This window comes from Elioraea sp. Yellowstone, from assembly GCF_006704265.1.
GTDB lineage: Bacteria > Pseudomonadota > Alphaproteobacteria > Acetobacterales > Acetobacteraceae > Elioraea.
Window position 1 is genome coordinate 17,831 of sequence record NZ_VIKA01000024.1, and the last position, 15,510, is coordinate 33,340.

12 protein-coding genes are annotated in these 15,510 nt (G+C 71.3%); 2 read left to right on the forward strand and 10 right to left on the reverse strand.

What is annotated here, in order from left to right; genetic code table 11:
- Nucleotides 1–45 precede the first annotated feature (45 nt).
- Nucleotides 46–1,278: a glycosyltransferase gene (locus FK498_RS05795; RefSeq protein ID WP_255581477.1), complete on the forward strand. Its 1,233-nt coding sequence runs from the start codon at nucleotides 46–48 to the stop codon at nucleotides 1,276–1,278.
- Between the two features lie 27 nt (nucleotides 1,279–1,305).
- Here FK498_RS05795 and FK498_RS20140 read toward each other — a convergent pair whose 3' ends face one another.
- The 4 genes from FK498_RS20140 to FK498_RS05815 form a co-directional block, all read right to left on the reverse strand.
- Nucleotides 1,306–2,883, reverse strand: coding sequence for a Gfo/Idh/MocA family oxidoreductase (locus FK498_RS20140; RefSeq protein WP_141852466.1), 1,578 nt, complete (start codon nucleotides 2,881–2,883; stop codon nucleotides 1,306–1,308).
- The gene (locus FK498_RS05805; protein WP_141852468.1) at nucleotides 2,880–4,247 is read right to left on the reverse strand and encodes a nucleotide sugar dehydrogenase; all 1,368 of its coding nucleotides are present in this window, start codon (nucleotides 4,245–4,247) and stop codon (nucleotides 2,880–2,882) included. The genes FK498_RS20140 and FK498_RS05805 overlap by 4 nt, the downstream gene beginning before the upstream one ends.
- Before the next feature lie 99 nt (nucleotides 4,248–4,346).
- Nucleotides 4,347–5,933, reverse strand: a complete 1,587-nt coding sequence (gene serA / locus FK498_RS05810) for a phosphoglycerate dehydrogenase (RefSeq protein ID WP_141852470.1) — start codon at nucleotides 5,931–5,933, stop codon at nucleotides 4,347–4,349.
- A 5-nt stretch (nucleotides 5,934–5,938) separates the two neighbouring features.
- Nucleotides 5,939–7,123: a phosphoserine transaminase gene (locus FK498_RS05815; protein WP_141852472.1), complete on the reverse strand. Its 1,185-nt coding sequence runs from the start codon at nucleotides 7,121–7,123 to the stop codon at nucleotides 5,939–5,941.
- Nucleotides 7,124–7,270: 147 nt separating this feature from the next.
- On the opposite strand from FK498_RS05815, the gene FK498_RS05820 reads away from it, so the two are divergent.
- Entirely contained in the window at nucleotides 7,271–9,103 is a 1,833-nt protein-coding gene (locus tag FK498_RS05820) for a bifunctional diguanylate cyclase/phosphodiesterase (RefSeq protein WP_141852474.1), read from the forward strand.
- Here FK498_RS05820 and FK498_RS05825 read toward each other — a convergent pair.
- From FK498_RS05825 to FK498_RS05850, 6 genes are read right to left on the reverse strand one after another with little or no spacing between them, the layout of a single operon-like run.
- Nucleotides 9,067–9,867 carry a PhzF family phenazine biosynthesis protein gene (locus tag FK498_RS05825; RefSeq protein WP_141852475.1) on the reverse strand — a complete coding sequence of 267 codons (801 nt, stop codon included), beginning with the start codon at nucleotides 9,865–9,867 and terminating at the stop codon, nucleotides 9,067–9,069. The two genes, FK498_RS05820 and FK498_RS05825, sit on opposite strands and share 37 nt — an antisense overlap.
- Nucleotides 9,864–10,685 carry a bifunctional hydroxymethylpyrimidine kinase/phosphomethylpyrimidine kinase gene (gene thiD / locus FK498_RS05830; RefSeq protein WP_141852477.1) on the reverse strand — a complete coding sequence of 274 codons (822 nt, stop codon included), beginning with the start codon at nucleotides 10,683–10,685 and terminating at the stop codon, nucleotides 9,864–9,866. The genes FK498_RS05825 and thiD overlap by 4 nt, the downstream gene beginning before the upstream one ends.
- Nucleotides 10,682–12,067, reverse strand: a complete 1,386-nt coding sequence (glmM, locus tag FK498_RS05835; protein WP_141852479.1) for a phosphoglucosamine mutase — start codon at nucleotides 12,065–12,067, stop codon at nucleotides 10,682–10,684. Before glmM ends, thiD begins: the two co-directional genes overlap by 4 nt.
- A gap of 15 nt (nucleotides 12,068–12,082) precedes the next feature.
- Nucleotides 12,083–13,045 carry a dihydropteroate synthase gene (gene folP, locus FK498_RS05840; protein WP_202614758.1) on the reverse strand — a complete coding sequence of 321 codons (963 nt, stop codon included), beginning with the start codon at nucleotides 13,043–13,045 and terminating at the stop codon, nucleotides 12,083–12,085.
- Nucleotides 13,046–13,052: 7 nt separating this feature from the next.
- Nucleotides 13,053–14,987, reverse strand: a complete 1,935-nt coding sequence (gene ftsH / locus FK498_RS05845) for an ATP-dependent zinc metalloprotease FtsH (protein ID WP_141852481.1) — start codon at nucleotides 14,985–14,987, stop codon at nucleotides 13,053–13,055.
- Nucleotides 14,988–15,032: 45 nt separating this feature from the next.
- Nucleotides 15,033–15,371 (reverse strand): hypothetical protein, encoded by a 339-nt coding sequence (locus FK498_RS05850; RefSeq protein WP_141852483.1) that lies wholly within the window; start codon nucleotides 15,369–15,371, stop codon nucleotides 15,033–15,035.
- Nucleotides 15,372–15,510: the final 139 nt, after the last annotated feature.

The following is a 15,510-nucleotide window of genomic DNA, read 5'->3' on the forward strand; positions in this document are numbered from 1 at the left end:
CTTCGGCGTGGTTTGCGGTCGCCCCTTGCTGGTATAAGGCTTTTCGTGTCATCGCCTGAATCTACAACCGTCCCAGAGCCCTTCTGCGACGACAACTCCTTAAGGTCGCCCCTGGCTGGTGCAAGGCGAAATATTCTGATCGTCATCGGTAGCCTCGATGTAGGCGGAACCGAACGGCACATTCTCCGAACCGTGCCGAGGCTTGCATCGGCCGAGCGTGTGTTCACGGTCTTCACACTTGCCCGCCCCGGCACGCTCGCGGACGAGTTGCAGTCGCAGGGTGTTCGCGTGATCACTCCGTGGATCGAGACGAGGAGTGGACGCGCCGCTCGTATCATGCTGGCATTCCGGATCCTGGCGAGGTCGCTCCAACTCCTGCTCTACCTTCTTGCCCAGCGGCCGGACATCGTTCACTGCATCTTGCCTCAAAGCTACTGGCTTGCGGCGCCTCTTGCCATCCTGGCCGGCATACGCGGTCGCATGATGAGCAGACGCAGCCTCAACATCTATCTGGACCACCAGCCGACTGTCATACGTTGGCTCGAGCGGTGGTTGCACCAGCGTATGTCGGCAATCGTCGGCAACTCCCAGGCCGTGGTCGATCAGCTCATTCGCGAGGAAGGGGCACCGGCAGACCGGACCGTGCTGATCTACAACGGGATCGACACGGCGGCCTTCTTGCCGACGCGAAGCTCGGCGGACATGCGCCGGAGCCTCGGCGTTGGCGACGGCACGGTTGTTCTGTGCGCGGTTGCAAATCTCATTCCCTACAAGGGGCATGCCGATCTGCTTGCTGCCTGCGCCCGCCTTGATCCAACGCTTGATTGGCATCTGCTTGTAGTCGGCAACGATACCTCCGGTATTGCAGTGGAATTGATAAGGATGGCGCGCGATTTCGGCATCGCCAAGCAGGTCAGCTTCCTCGGGAGTCGTGATGACATAGCGGACATTCTTCATGCTGCCGACATCGGCGTTCTGGCCTCACACGAAGAAGGTTTGCCCAATGCGATCCTCGAGTACATGGCGGCGGGTCTGCCGGTTGTCGCCACGGCGGTGGGTGGCGTGCCGGAGCTCGTCATCCCTCATGAGACGGGGCTGCTCGTACCGGCGCGGGACGTTGTTCGGCTTACAGACGCGCTTGGTCGGCTGATCGCCGACCAAGGCCTCCGAAGCCGCTTCGGGGCAGCAGGGCAAGAACGGGTCCGCAAGACGTTTGCAATCGAACGAACGCTCGAGCAGTACGCACAGGTCTATGACCGTGTGGCGAGCCGATCGTAGCGACAACTGACAGACTGCCGGCCCGCCCTACCCCCCGATCGGCTCCAGCCGTTCCCCGTCCACCAGCCGGTAGCGCTCCCCCGTGCCGGGGCAGACCAGGTCCTCGCCCAACCGATGCCCCGCCCGGCTCATCCAGCCGATCCGCCGCGCCGGAACGCCGGCCATCAGCGCGTGGTCCGGCACGTCCGTCGTCACCACCGCGCCGGCGGCGATGAACGCGTAGGCCCCGATCGTATGGCCGCAGACGATGGTCGCATTCGCGCCGATCGTCGCCCCGCGCCGCACCAGCGTCGGACGGAACTCGGCCTTGCGCGGAATCTCGGCGCGCGGATTGAGGACGTTCGTGAACACACAGGAGGGGCCGCAGAACACCCCGTCCTCGAGCGTCACGCCCTCGTAGACCGAGACGTTGTTCTGGATCTTCACCCGGCTGCCGACCGTGACCTTGGGGCCGATCACCACGTTCTGGCCGATCTGCGTCTCCTCGCCGATGCGCACGCCGGACAGGATGTGGCTGAAGTGCCAGATCCGCGTGCCGCGGCCGATCGTCACCTCGGCATCGACATAGGCGCTCTCGTGGATCATCACATCCGGATGCGTGCCGACGACGCGCGGTGCCGCGGGCGCGGCCGCGGCCTCCCGGCGCAGGGCGCGCGTCGCCCGGTCCAGCACGGCGAGCACGCGCAGTCCCTCCCGCCCGTCGGTGCGCGGACTCGCGCCGGTCGTGATGCAGTCGAGGAAGTGCCGGCACTCGGCGCGCAGCGGCTCCTGCTCGACCAGCGGCACCGGTTCGGCCTCCCCCTTCACCGGTACCGGCAGGTTCTCGCGCCAGGCGACCCTGTGCGGATAGAGCAGAAGCTTGCGCGCCCAGGGCTCGCCGTCGTCGAACACCGCCATCGCCTCCGAGCCGACGACGACCAGCTTCTGCTCCTTGTAGGGATGCAGCCAGGAGACGAAGACATGCGCGCGCTCGCCGCCGGGAAAGGCGAGATGCGTGGTCGTCACGTCCGCGATCGTGCGGTGCAGGTAGCAGCCGCCGACCGCCTCGACCGTGTCCGGCTCGGCGCCGACGAGCGAGAGGATCATCGAGATGTCGTGCGGCGCGAACGACCAGAGGATGTCCTCCTCGCGCCGGATGCGCCCGAGATTCAGCCGGTTCGAGTAGAGATACTGCAGCCGGCCGAGCCGGCCCTCGCGCACCAGGCGCTTCAGCTCCAGGAAGGCCGGGTGATACTGCAGCAGATGCCCGACCATCAGGCGCCGATCCAGCCGCTCGGCGAGCGCGCAGAGCGAACGCGCCTCCTCCAGCGCCAGCGCGAGGGGCTTCTCGACGAAGACGTGCTTGCCCGCCTCGAGCGCGTGCCTCGCGAGCGGGAAGTGCTGCGCCGCCGGCGCCGCGATCGCCACCCCGTCAACCGTCCGATCGGCGAGGATCGCGTCGAACCCGCGCGCCGGCACGCCGTACCGCTCGGCCTCGCGCTGCGCTGCGGCGGCATTCGCATCGCACACGGCCGCGAGCGCGCCGAGCTCGGCGAAGTTGCGCACGAGGTTGCGCCCCCAGGCGCCGCAGCCGACCACCGCCACCGACGCGGCCATCGCCGTCATGCCTTCACGATCGTCGCACCGGTGACACCGTGGCGCTGGCAGGCGTTGCGCGTATCGACCACCACCTTCGCGTGCAGGGCGACCAGGCGGTAGTCGACCGCATCGTGATCGGTCGCGATCAGCACCGCGTCGTACCGGCCGAGGGTCGCCGCGTCGAGCGCGACGCTGCTGCGCCCGGCCAGCTCGCCATGCTCGCGCGTCGGCGGCAGCACGGGAATGAAGGGGTCGTGGTAGTCCACCACCGCGCCGCGCCGCTCGAGCAGCGCCATCAGCTTCAGGGCCGGGCTCTCGCGCATGTCGTCGACGTTCTTCTTGTACGCCACGCCGAGGATCAGGATGCGCGCGCCGTTGAGCCCGCGCCCCGCGGAACGGTCCACCGCCTCGGCGAGGCGGTTGACGACGTGATAGGGCATCTCGGTGTTGATCTCGCCGGCGAGCTCGATGAAGCGCGTGGCGATGTCGTACTCGCGCGCCTTCCAGGTGAGATAGAACGGATCGATCGGGATGCAGTGTCCGCCCAGGCCCGGGCCGGGATAGAACGGCATGAAGCCGAAGGGCTTGGTCTTCGCCGCCTCGATCACCTCCCAGACATCGATCCCCATCGCGCCGTAGACCAGCTTCAGCTCGTTCACCAGCGCGATGTTCACCGCGCGGAAGATGTTCTCGGTCAGCTTCACCGCCTCCGCCGTCGCGGTGGAGGAGACCGGCACGGTATCGACCACGATGCGGCCGTAGAGGGCGCGCGCCATCGCCAGCGCCGCCGGGCCGTCGCCGCCCACCACCTTCGGGATCGACCGCGTGCCGTGCGTGGGATTGCCCGGGTCCTCGCGCTCGGGCGAGTAGGCGAGATAGAAGTCCTTCCCGCTGCGGAGCCCCGTGGCCTCGAGCACCGGCTTGATCACCTCCTCGGTGGTGCCCGGGTAGGTGGTGGATTCCAGCACGATGAGCTGACCGGGGCGGAGGCGACCGGCGATCGCCCGGGCCGTGTTCTCGACGAAGCTCAGATCGGGCTCGCGCTGGCGGGTCAGCGGCGTGGGCACGGCGATCAGGATGGCGTCGGGCTCGCCCAGGCGGGCGAAGTCGTCGGTCGCCTCGAACCGCCCGCTCGCGCGCGCCTCCGCGATCGCCGCGGCGGGAATGTGCCTGATGAAGCTCTCGCCCCGGTTCAGCTGCGCCACCCGCGCGGTGGCGATGTCGAATCCCAGCACCGGCAGATCCGCCTTCACGGCGGCGAGCGCGAGCGGCACGCCGACATAGCCGAGGCCGATCACGCCGATGAGCGGCCGACCGTCGCGGAACAGGGCGAGGCGACGCGCGGTCTCGGCGGAGGGCTCTGCGGTCGCCTGGGCGGCGGCGGTGGACATGGGCGGACCCTTGCGGTTCGGCGTCACGGCGCGGCCTTGCTGCGCGGTTGCGCGGCAAAGATCAAGGGCAGGGCGCGCTCCGCCCCCTGCCCTGCCCGCTCAGAACGACAGCGGCGTCGCCTGCTTGACCAGCGGCAGGCGGCGCACCGCCTCCAGCACCGGGGCCGGCACGGGCTCGTCGACGGAGACCAGGCAGATCGCATCGCCGCCCGGCGCGTTCCGCCCCAGGTGGAAGGTGGCGATGTTCACCCCCGCTTCCGCCAGCGTCATGCCGAAGCGGCCGATGAAGCCCGGCTTGTCCTCGTTGGTGACGTAGAGCATGTGGCGCGAGAAGTCTGCCTCCACCGGGATGTCCTTGATCTCGACGATGCGCGGCCGCGACCCCGCGATCAGCGTGCCGGCGACCGCGCGCGTGTCGCGGTCGGTGGTCACGGCGATGCGCACCAGCGTCTGGTACTCGCTCGGCCGGTCATGCACCGCCTCGGTGATCTCGATCCCCTTCTCGCGCGCCGCATGGGGGGCGTTCACCATGTTGATCCCCTCCATCAGCGGCCCGAGCAGGCCGGCGAGCGCGGCCGCGGTCAGCGGCGTGTGGTTGAGCTCTGCCGCCGCCCCCTCGTATTCGATTGCGACGGCGCGGAACCCGCCGTCGCGTGCGACCGAGAGCTGGCCCGCGAAGGCGCCGAGCAGGCGGCAGAGCTCCATGTAGGGCTTGAGCCTGGGCGCGTCCTCGGCCGAGACCGAGGGCATGTTGATCGCGTTCTGGACCGCGCCGGTGAGCAGGAAGTCGCTCATCTGCTCGGCGATCTGCAGCGCGACGTTCTCCTGCGCCTCGGTCGTCGAGGCGCCGAGATGCGGCGTGCAGACGACGTTCTCGAGCGCGAAGAGCGGACTCTCCGTCGCCGGCTCGGTCTCGAACACGTCGAGCGCCGCACCCGCAACATGGCCGGAGACGAGCGCCTCGTGCAGGTCCTGCTCGACGATCAGCCCGCCGCGCGCGCAGTTGATGATGCGCACGCCCCTCTTCATCCTCGCGATCGCGCGCGCGTCGATGATGTGGCGCGTGCCTTCGGTGAGCGGCGTGTGGAGCGTGATGATGTCGGCGCGGGCGAAGAGGTCGTTGAGCTCGACCTTCTCGACGCCGAGCGCGACCGCGCGCGCCTCCGACAGGAACGGGTCGTAGGCGATCACCTTCATCTTCAGGCCGAGCGCACGGTCGGCGACGATCGAGCCGATGTTGCCGCAGCCGATCAGGCCGAGCGTCTTGCCGTAGAGCTCGACGCCCATGAAGCGGTTCTTCTCCCACTTGCCCGCCTTGGTGGAGGCGGAGGCCTCTGGGATCTGGCGCGCGAGCGCGAACATCAGGGCGATCGCATGCTCGGCGGTGGTGATCGCGTTGCCGTGCGGCGTGTTCATCACCACCACGCCGCGCGCGGTCGCCGACTTCACGTCCACGTTGTCCACGCCGATCCCGGCACGGCCGACCACCTTCAGGTTGCGCGCGACCGCCAGCAGCTCCGCCGTCACCTTGGTGGCGGAGCGGATCGCAAGCCCGTCGTAGTCGCCGATCACGGCGCGCAGCTCGGCGGGCGACAGGCCGGTCTTGACGTCCGCCTCGATGCCGCGCGCACGGAAGATCTCGACCGCGGCTGGCGACAGCTTGTCGCTGATCAGGACCTTGGGCATGGGGATCACTCCGCGGTGGAAACGGCGGCGAAGCGGGCGGCGACCGTGTCGGCCGCCCAGTCGAGCCAGGGCAGCACCGCGCGCATGTCGGCGGTCTCGACCGTCGCGCCGCCCCAGAGGCGAAGCCCCGGCGGGGCATCGCGATAGCCGCCCGCATCCAGCGCGACACCTTCCTGTTCCAGCAGCGCCGCGATCGCCTTCGCCGCGTCCGCCTGGCGCGCGGCATCCAGCGCGGTGAACCAGGGCGCGGTGATGGAGAGGCAGATGGAGGTGCAGGACCGTGTGGCCGGATCCTCGGCCAGGAAGGCATAGTTCGGCGTGCGCGCGACCCACTCGGCCACCGCGGCGAGATTGGCCTCCGACCGCGCGACCAGCGCTGTCAGGCCGCCGATGCCCTCGGCCCAGCGCAGCCCGTCCAGCGCGTCCTCAACGCACAGCATCGAGGGCGTGTTGATCGTCTCGCCCCGGAAGATCCCCTCGATCAGCTTCCCGCCCGAGACGAGGCGGAAGATCTTGGGCAGCGGCCAGGCGGGCCTGTGCGAGAGCAGCCGCTCCACCGCGCGCGGCGACAGCGCCAGCATGCCGTGCGCCGCCTCGCCGCCCAGCACCTTCTGCCAGGACCAGGTGACGACATCGAGCCGGTCATAGGGCAGGTGCATGGCGAAGGCGGCCGAGGTCGCGTCGCAGAGCGCGAGCCCCTGGCGGTCCGGGGCGATCCAGTCGCCGTTCGGCACGCGCACGCCCGAGGTGGTGCCGTTCCAGGTGAACACCACGTCGCGCGACCAGTCCACCGCCGAAAGGTCGGGCAGGCGGCCGTAGGGTGCCGCCAGCACGCGATGCTCGAGCTTCAACTGCTTCGCGACATCCGTCGCCCAGGCCTCGCCGAAGCTCTCGAAGGCCAGCACATCCACCGGGCGCGGCCCGAGCAGCGTCCACATCGCCATCTCGATCGCCCCGGTGTCGGAGCCGGGCACGATGCCGAGCCGCCACTCCGCCGGCAGGCCGAGGATCGCGCGCGAGCGCTCGATCACCTCGGCGAGCTTGGCCTTCGGCCCCTTGGCACGGTGGCTGCGCCCGAGGGCTGCGCCCGCAAGCGCGGCGAGCGACCAGCCCGGCCGCTTGGCGCACGGGCCGGAGGAGAAATGCGGATTGTTCGGACGGACAGGCGGACGGATGGCGTCATGCGCCATGGCGGATGCTCCCTTCCAGAAGCGAAGCGCCCCGGTGGGGGGGCGTGACCCGCTGCGGCTGATACTCCGCGAGCCGCCGGCATGCAAGCCGCGCGAGGCGCGTGCGCGTTAACGCCGCGGTGACGGACCGATGCCAGGGTGCCAGCCATGCCCCCTGCCCCCATTCCAGCCGATGAAGCCGAGCGGATCGCAGAGCTGCGGGCCCTCCAGATTCTCGATACCCCGGCCGAGGAGCGCTTCGACGTCTTCACGCGGCTCGCCGCCCGCGTCGCGGCAGCGCCGATCGCCGCCCTGTCGCTCCTCGATACCGGCCGGCAGTGGCTGAAGTCGCGGATCGGCATCCCGGCGGCGGAGATGCCGCGCGCGGTCTCGTTCTGCGCCCATGCGATCCTGACGCCCGACCGGCCGCTGGTGGTCGAGGATGCGACGCGCGACCCGCGCTTCGCCGACAATCCGCTGGTGACCGGGCCGCCCGGCATCCGCTTCTACGCCGGCGTGCCCGTGAAGGGGCCCGGCGGTCATGCGATCGGCGGGCTCTGCGTGGCCGACACGGTCCCCCGCCGCGCCTCGCCCCTGCTGGTCGAGACGCTCGCCGATCTCGCCCGCGGTGTGACGGACGCGCTGCGGCTGCACGACACCGTCCGACGCCTCGCCCGGCTCGCCGAGACCGATGCGCTGACCGGCCTTGCCAACGCCGCCGCCTTCGAGCGCCACCAGCATCGCCTGGCCGAGGACGGCACGGCGCACGCCGTGCTGCTGCTCGATCTCGACCGCTTCGCGCAGATCAACGACCTGTTCGGTCACGACGGCGGCGATGCCGCGCTGGCCGAGGCCGCTTCACGGCTGCGCGCCGAGGCCGGGACCGAAACGATGGTCGCGCGCCTGGACGGCAACTGTTTCGGCCTGATCAGCCCTGCGCCGGACGAGGCGGCCCGGCTGGCGCAGCGTCTGCACCGCGTCTTCGTGCGTCCGTTCGCGATCGCCGGGCAGCTCGTCCGGCTCAGCGTCTCGATCGGGCTCGTGCGGTGGCCGGCCGATCTCGCCGAGGCGGATCGCGTCCTCGAACGGGCCGATCGCGCGCTCGCCCGCGCCAAGCGGAGCGGCCGCAACCGGACCTGCGATGCCGCGGCGGAGGGCGAGCACGAGTCCGGGGCGGGCCGGCACGGCCTCGCCCGCGCCCTGCGCGAGGCGCTGATCCCGCCCGGCCGCGAGCCGTTCCGCCTGGCTTGGCAGCGGATCGTCGCCGCCGAGACCGGCGCGCTCGCCGCGCTCGAGACGCTGATCCGCTGGCCGCGGCCCGGCCGCGGCAGCGTCGCCCCCGCCGAGTTCATCCCGATCGCCGAGGAACGCGGGCTGATCGCGCATCTCGACCGCTGGGTGCTGCGCACCGCCGTGCGCCAGGCGGCGGGCTGGACCGCGCCGGTGCGCATCCACGTGAACATCTCGCCGCCGAACCTCTTCCTGGCCGACGGCGTGGGCTTCATCGAGTCCATCCTGCGCGAGAGCGGACTCGCGCCCGGCCGGCTGGTGATCGAGGTGACCGAGGGCGTGCTGATGCGCGACACGCGCGCGGCCCTGCACACGATCGCCACGCTGCGCGCCCTGGGGGTCGGCCTGGCGCTGGACGATTTCGGCTCGGGTCACGCCTCGCTCGGCTATCTGCGGGACTTTCCCTTCGACATCATCAAGCTGGACCGGGGGCTGGTCGCGCGCGCGCCCGCCTGCCGCCGTTCGCTCGCGCTGCTGCGCGCCGTGCTGCGGCTCGCCGGCGAGCTCGGCGCGACCACGGTGGCCGAGGGAGTCGAGACCGAGGCCCAGGCCCGCTTCATGCGCGAGGAGGGCGCGGACATGCTGCAAGGGTTCCTGTTCGGCGTGCCTGGTGCGGTGCCGCGTGCCCTCCGGCGGCGCACGGGCGGGCGGTGCGGCGCGCTCCGTCCGCCGGATCAACTGGAAATGGCAACGATCTCGCCGCGCGCGTAGAGCCGCGCCGCGCCCGCCATCAGCACGCGGTCGCCCGCGAGGCGACAGTGCAGTGTGCCGCCGCGGCGCGAGGCCTGCACGCAGGTGAGCCTGTCCTTGTCGAGCCGCGCCGCCCACAGCGGCACGAGCTGCACATGCGCCGCCCCCGTGACGGGGTCCTCGGGGATGCCGATCTTCGCCGCGAAGTAGCGGCTGACCACGTCCGCGCCGCCGTCGCCCGGCGCGGTCGCGATGGTGCGCGCGTCCTCGCCCGGCAGCGCGGCGAGGCGCGCGTGATCGGGCGCAAGCGCGCGCACGGTGGCGGCGTCGTCGAACACCGCGATCCAGTCGCGCCCCTTCCACACCTCGCGCGGGGTCGCGCCGAGCGCCCCGGCAAGCCCTGGCGGCGCGTTCGTCCGCACGGGCGGATTGGCCGGGAAGTCGAGCACGTAGAGCCCGTCCTCGCGGGTCACGCGGAGCTCGCCCGAGCGTGTGCGGAACGCGAAGGGCGGCGCGAGGCCGCGCTCGGTCGCGAGCACGAACGCCGCCGCAAGCGTGGCGTGGCCGCAGAGCGGCACCTCGACCGTGGGGGTGAACCAGCGCAGGGAGAGCCCCTCGGGCTCGGCGACGACGAAGGCCGTCTCACTCAGATTGTGCTCGGCCGCGATGCCCTGCAGCACCTCGTCCGGCAGCCATTCCTCGAGCGGCACGACCGCGGCCGGGTTGCCGGCGAAGGGCCGGTCGGCGAAGGCATCGACGATGTAGAGCGGCAGTGCCCCGGTCATGCGCGCGCGAGGGCCGCGAGCCGCGCCGGATCGACCGTGACTGCGTGGTCGAGCGGCCCGTGCCCCCGGCCATAGCCGGGAGCCGAGGCCATGGCCAGCAGCACGTAGTGCCGCGCGCGGATCACGGCCTCGCGCAGCGCCATGCCTTGCGCGAGACCCGCCGCGACCGCCGAGGCGAGGGTGCAACCGGTGCCATGCGTGTGCCGCGTCTCGACGCGCGGGCTCTCGAAGGCCTCGATCCCGTCGCCCGTGGCGAGCAGGTCGGTCACCCGCTCGCCCGGCAGATGGCCGCCCTTCAGCAGCACCGCCCGCGCGCCTGCGCGCAGCAGCGCCTCGGCCGCGCGGCGCATGTCCTCGATGCCGATGATCGCCATGCCGGAGAGCGTCTCGGCTTCCGGAACGTTCGGGGTGATCACCGTGGCGCGCGGGATCATCAGTCGCGTCAGCGCCTCCACCGCGCTCTCCTCCAAGAGCCGGTGCCCGCCCTTCGCCACCATCACCGGATCGACCACGACCGGCACGGCGGGCGCGAGCTGGGCGAGCTCCTCCGCCACCGCCTCGATCACGGCCGCGTCGTGCAGCATGCCGGTCTTCACCACGTCGACGCCGAGATCGGAGACGACCACGTTCATCTGCTCGCGGATGAAGCCGGGCGGGATCGGCAGCACATTCGCCACCCCCTCGGTGTTCTGCGCCGTCAGCGCCGTCACCGCCGTCATGGCGAAGGCACCGAGCGCGGTGACCGCCTTGATGTCGGCCTGGATCCCCGCTCCGCCGCCCGAATCCGAACCGGCGACGATCAGCACCCGCCCCTTCACGCCGCCTCCTGCTCGACCGCAGCCTCGATCACGCCGACCAGGTCGTCGACGACACGGTCCATCAGCGCCTCGTCCTCCGCCTCGACCATGACGCGCACCAGCGGTTCGGTGCCGGACCGGCGGATCAGGAGCCGCCCGCGCCCGGCCAGCGCCGCCTCGGCCTCGGCCACCGCACGGCGCACCGGCGGCTGGTCGAGCGGCGAGACACCCCTGTGCCGGACGTTGCGCAGCCGCTGCGGCAGCGGCTCGAACTGGCGGCAGACGGCGGAGGCCGGCCTGCCGGTCTCGACGATCACCGCCAGCACCTGCAGCGCCGCCACCAGCCCGTCGCCGGTGGTCGCGAAGTCCGACAGGATGATGTGGCCCGATTGCTCGCCGCCCAGGTTGAACCCGCCCTCGCGCATCCGCTCGGCGACGTAGCGATCGCCGACATTGGTCCGCTCGAGCCGGAGGCCGCGCGCGGCCAGGAACCGCTCGAGCCCCATGTTGCTCATCTGGGTCGCGACCACGCCGCCGCCCGCGAGCCGACCCGACCGCGCCCAGGCATCGGCGATCAGCGCCAGGAGCTGGTCGCCGTCCACCACCTGTCCCGTCTCGTCGGCGAGGATCAGCCGGTCGGCGTCGCCGTCGAGCGCGAGGCCGAGATCGGCGCCCTGCGCCACCACCTGCGCGCGCATGTGCTCGGGCACGGTCGAGCCGCAGTCGCGGTTGATGTTGAACCCGTCCGGCTTCACCCCGAGCGGGATCACGGTGGCGCCGAGCTCGGCGAGGATCAGCGGTGCGACCTTGTAGGCGGCGCCGTTGGCGCAATCGACGACGATGCGCAGCCCGTCCAGCCTGAGCCCGCGCGGGAAGGTCGCCTTCGCCGCCTCGATGTAGCGTCCGGCCGCGTCCTCGAGCCGCTGGGCGCGACCGAGATCCGCAGGCTTGGCGAGCGCATCCGCCAGCGCCGGATCCTCCATCAGCCGTTCGATCTCGGCTTCGGTGGCATCGGAGAGCTTCCAGCCGTCGGGACCGAACAGCTTGATGCCGTTGTCCTCGAAGCTGTTGTGGCTGGCCGAGATCATCACGCCGAGATCGGCGCGCAAGGAGCGCGTCAGCATCGCGATCGCCGGTGTGGGCAGCGGGCCGACCAGCATCACGTCCATGCCCATCGAGATGAAGCCCGCCGTCAGCGCCGGCTCGACCATGTAGCCCGAGAGGCGCGTGTCCTTGCCGATCACCACGCGGTGGCGGTGCGTCGGGTCGGCGCGGCGGAACGCCACCGCCGCCGCCTGGCCGAGCGTGAGCGCCGTGCCCGCCTGCATCGGCGCGGCGTTGGCGCGGCCGCGCACCCCATCGGTGCCGAACAGCCGCCGCCTCACCCCGTTGCCGCCGTCCATCCTTGCCTCCTCCGCTCAGGCTCCGGCGATCGCGCGCCAGACCTTCAGCGCCTGCACCGTATCGGCCACGTCGTGGACCCGCAGGATCGAGGCCCCGTTTATCGCCGCCCAGAGGGCCGCCGCCAAGCTCCCGGGCCCGCGCGCCTTGGGCTCCGGGGCCTCGCCGTATTGGCCGATGAAGCGCTTGCGCGAGACACCCACCAGCAGATGCAGCCCGAAGCTGCGGAACAGGCCGAGCCGGCGCAGCAGCTCGAGGTTCTGCTCGGCGGTCTTGGCGAAGCCGATCCCCGGATCGAGGACGATGCGGCTGCGCGCGATCCCGGCCTGTTCGGCCGCGGCGACACGGTCCGCGAGCTCGTCATGCACGTCGAGCACGACGTCGTCATAGGTGGCGAGCGCGGTCATGGTCGCGGGCGTGCCGCGCATGTGCATCAGCACGACCGGGCAGCCCGCGGCGGCGACCACCGCGGCGGCCTCCGGGTCGTGCGCGAGGCCGGAGACGTCGTTGACGATGCGCGCCCCGGCGGCGAGCGCCGCCTGCATGGTGGCGGCGTTGCGCGTATCGACCGAGACCGGGGCGTGCGGCGCCAGCGCAGCGATCACCGGCACGATCCGGCGGATCTCCTCGGCCGGGGGAATCCGCTCGGCACCGGGGCGGGTGCTCTCGCCGCCGATGTCGAGGATGTCGGCGCCGGCGGCCAGCATGGCCTCGCCGGCGGCGATCGCGTCCTCCGGCCGGAGATGGTCGCCGCCGTCGGAGAAGCTGTCGGGGGTGACGTTGATCACCCCCATGACGAGCGGCCGGTCCACGGGCAGGCCGGGCAGGATCGGCGCCGGCCGCGCGGCGGCGCGCGCGGCGAGCTCCGCCCAATCCGCCGGCGCCTCCACCACGACGTGATCGCGCAGGATCGCAGGGCCCGCGCGCTCGATCAGGCGCAGACGCCCGCCGGGAAGCGGTTCGAGATAGCGGCGCGGCAAGGCCGCATCAGACGTTGGGCTGCGGCTCAAGCCCCAGCGCGCCCGGCGCGCGGCCCGATCGCGGGATCCGCCCGGAGGTCGGCACCGAGGCGCGGCGCTGGTCGGGCTGCGGCGTCTCCTCCGGCGGCTTGCGCACGATCTCCTCGCCGGCGAGCAGGGCCTTGATCTCCTCGCCCGAGAGCGTTTCGTACTCGAGCAGGCCGTTGGCCAGCCGGTCGAGATCCGCGCGCCGCTCGGTCAGCACGCGCTTCGCGGTCGCATAGGCCTCGTCGATGATGCGCTTGATCTCGCGGTCGATCTCCTGCGCGGTCGCCTCGGAGACGTGTTTGGACTGGGTGACCGAATGGCCGAGGAACACCTCCTGGCTGTTCTCGCCGTAGGCGATCATGCCGAGCCTGTCGGACATGCCCCACTCCGTCACCATCCGGCGCGCCTGATCCGTCGCCATCTTGATGTCGCCGGCGGCACCATTGGAGACGCGGTCGGGGCCGAACACGATCTCCTCCGCCGCGCGCCCGCCCATCGCCATGGCGAGCTCCTGCAGCAGCTTGGACTTGTGCTTGGAGTAGCGGTCGCCCTCGGGCAGCGACATGACGAGGCCGAGCGCGCGGCCCCGCGGGATGATGGTGGCCTTGTGCACCGGATCGCATTCCGGCATCGACAGCGCGACGAGCGCGTGTCCCGCCTCGTGATAGGCGGTCATGCGCTTCTCCTCCTCGCTCATCACGAGGCTCTTGCGCTCCACCCCCATCAGGACCTTGTCCTTGGCCTGCTCGAACTCGGCCATGCCGACCACGCGCTTGCCGAGCCGGGCGGCGAGCAGGGCAGCCTCGTTGACCAGGTTGGCGAGATCCGCTCCCGAGAAACCCGGCGTGCCGCGTGCCAGCACCTTGGGGTCGACATCGGCCGCGAGCGGCACCTTGCGCATGTGCACGCGCAGGATCTTCTCACGCCCGTTCACGTCCGGGTTCGGCACGACCACCTGGCGGTCGAACCGGCCGGGGCGCAGGAGCGCCGGATCCAGCACGTCCGGACGGTTGGTCGCGGCGATCAGGATCACTCCTTCGTTCGACTCGAACCCGTCCATCTCGACCAGGAGCTGGTTCAGCGTCTGCTCGCGCTCGTCGTTGCCGCCGCCGAGCCCTGCGCCGCGATGCCGCCCGACCGCGTCGATCTCGTCGATGAAGATGATGCATGGCGCGTTCTTCTTGCCCTGCTCGAACATGTCGCGCACGCGGGAGGCACCGACGCCCACGAACATCTCGACGAAGTCCGAGCCCGAGATCGTGAAGAACGGCACGTTCGCCTCGCCCGCGATCGAGCGGGCGAGCAGCGTCTTGCCCGTGCCGGGGGGACCCACCAGCAGGACACCCTTGGGGATCTTGCCGCCGAGGCGCTGGAACTTCTGCGGATCGCGCAGGAAGTCGACGATCTCCTGGAGTTCGCCCTTGGCCTCGTCGATGCCGGCGACGTCGTCGAAGGTGACGCGGCCCTGCTTCTCGGTGAGCAGCTTGGCGCGCGACTTGCCGAAGCCCATCGCGCGTCCGCCGCCCGACTGCATCTGGCGCATGAAAAAGATCCAGACGCCGATCAAGAGCAGCATCGGGAACCAGGAGAGCAGGTAGTGGAAGATCGGGTTGACCTCGCTCTCCTCGGGCTTGGCGACCACGCGCACGCCGCGCTCGGTCAGCTTCTGCACGATCCCCGAACCCTCGGGCAGGAAGGTCTGGAAGGTCCGCCCGTCGGTGAGCTGGCCGGTGACGGTGCGGCCCTGGATGGTCACGTCGCGCACCTGGCCGTTGTTCACCTCGTTCAGGAAGTCGCTGTAGGCGACCTGGGTCGCCATCGTCCGTTGGCCGGCGGGCTGGAAGAGATTGAACAGCGCCACCAGCAAGAGCGCGATGATCACCCAGAGGGCGAGATTGCGGCCGAAATTGCTCACGCGGACGGCATCCTTATCCTCGGCGCGCAGGCGCGCCTCGTATCCTCAAGATGGGATGGCGCTGCCGCACGCCAATGCCACCATGCTCGCCGTCACCACACGATGCGGTGCGGGCGCAGACACCGGCACAGGGGGCCTGAAGACCGCGCGGATCATCCCTCCAAGGCGGTGCGGATCATACCCGATCGGCGGCACCGCCACCAGCGCGCGTCCGTCGCGCAGCGCCGGCAGGGTGGCGAGCACGGCGCGCGGCAACCCGGCCGCATGCGGATGGATGCGCGCGAGCGGGCGCGCCTCCGCCCCCACCGCGCCGACGGTCAGGCCGGGTGGCGCGGTCACCTGCCACCGCCCGTCCCAGAGGAGGCGGCCTGCGGGCGGCACCATGGCCTCGCCGGGGAGGGCAGCCGGTTCACGGCAGATCAGCCAGGCGGCGCCCGATCGCCGCACCAGGCAGCGGGCCGCGGGGGGGCCCCCCCCCGGCGCCCCCCCCCCCCGGGGTGTTTTTAAAAAAAACCCGCCCCCC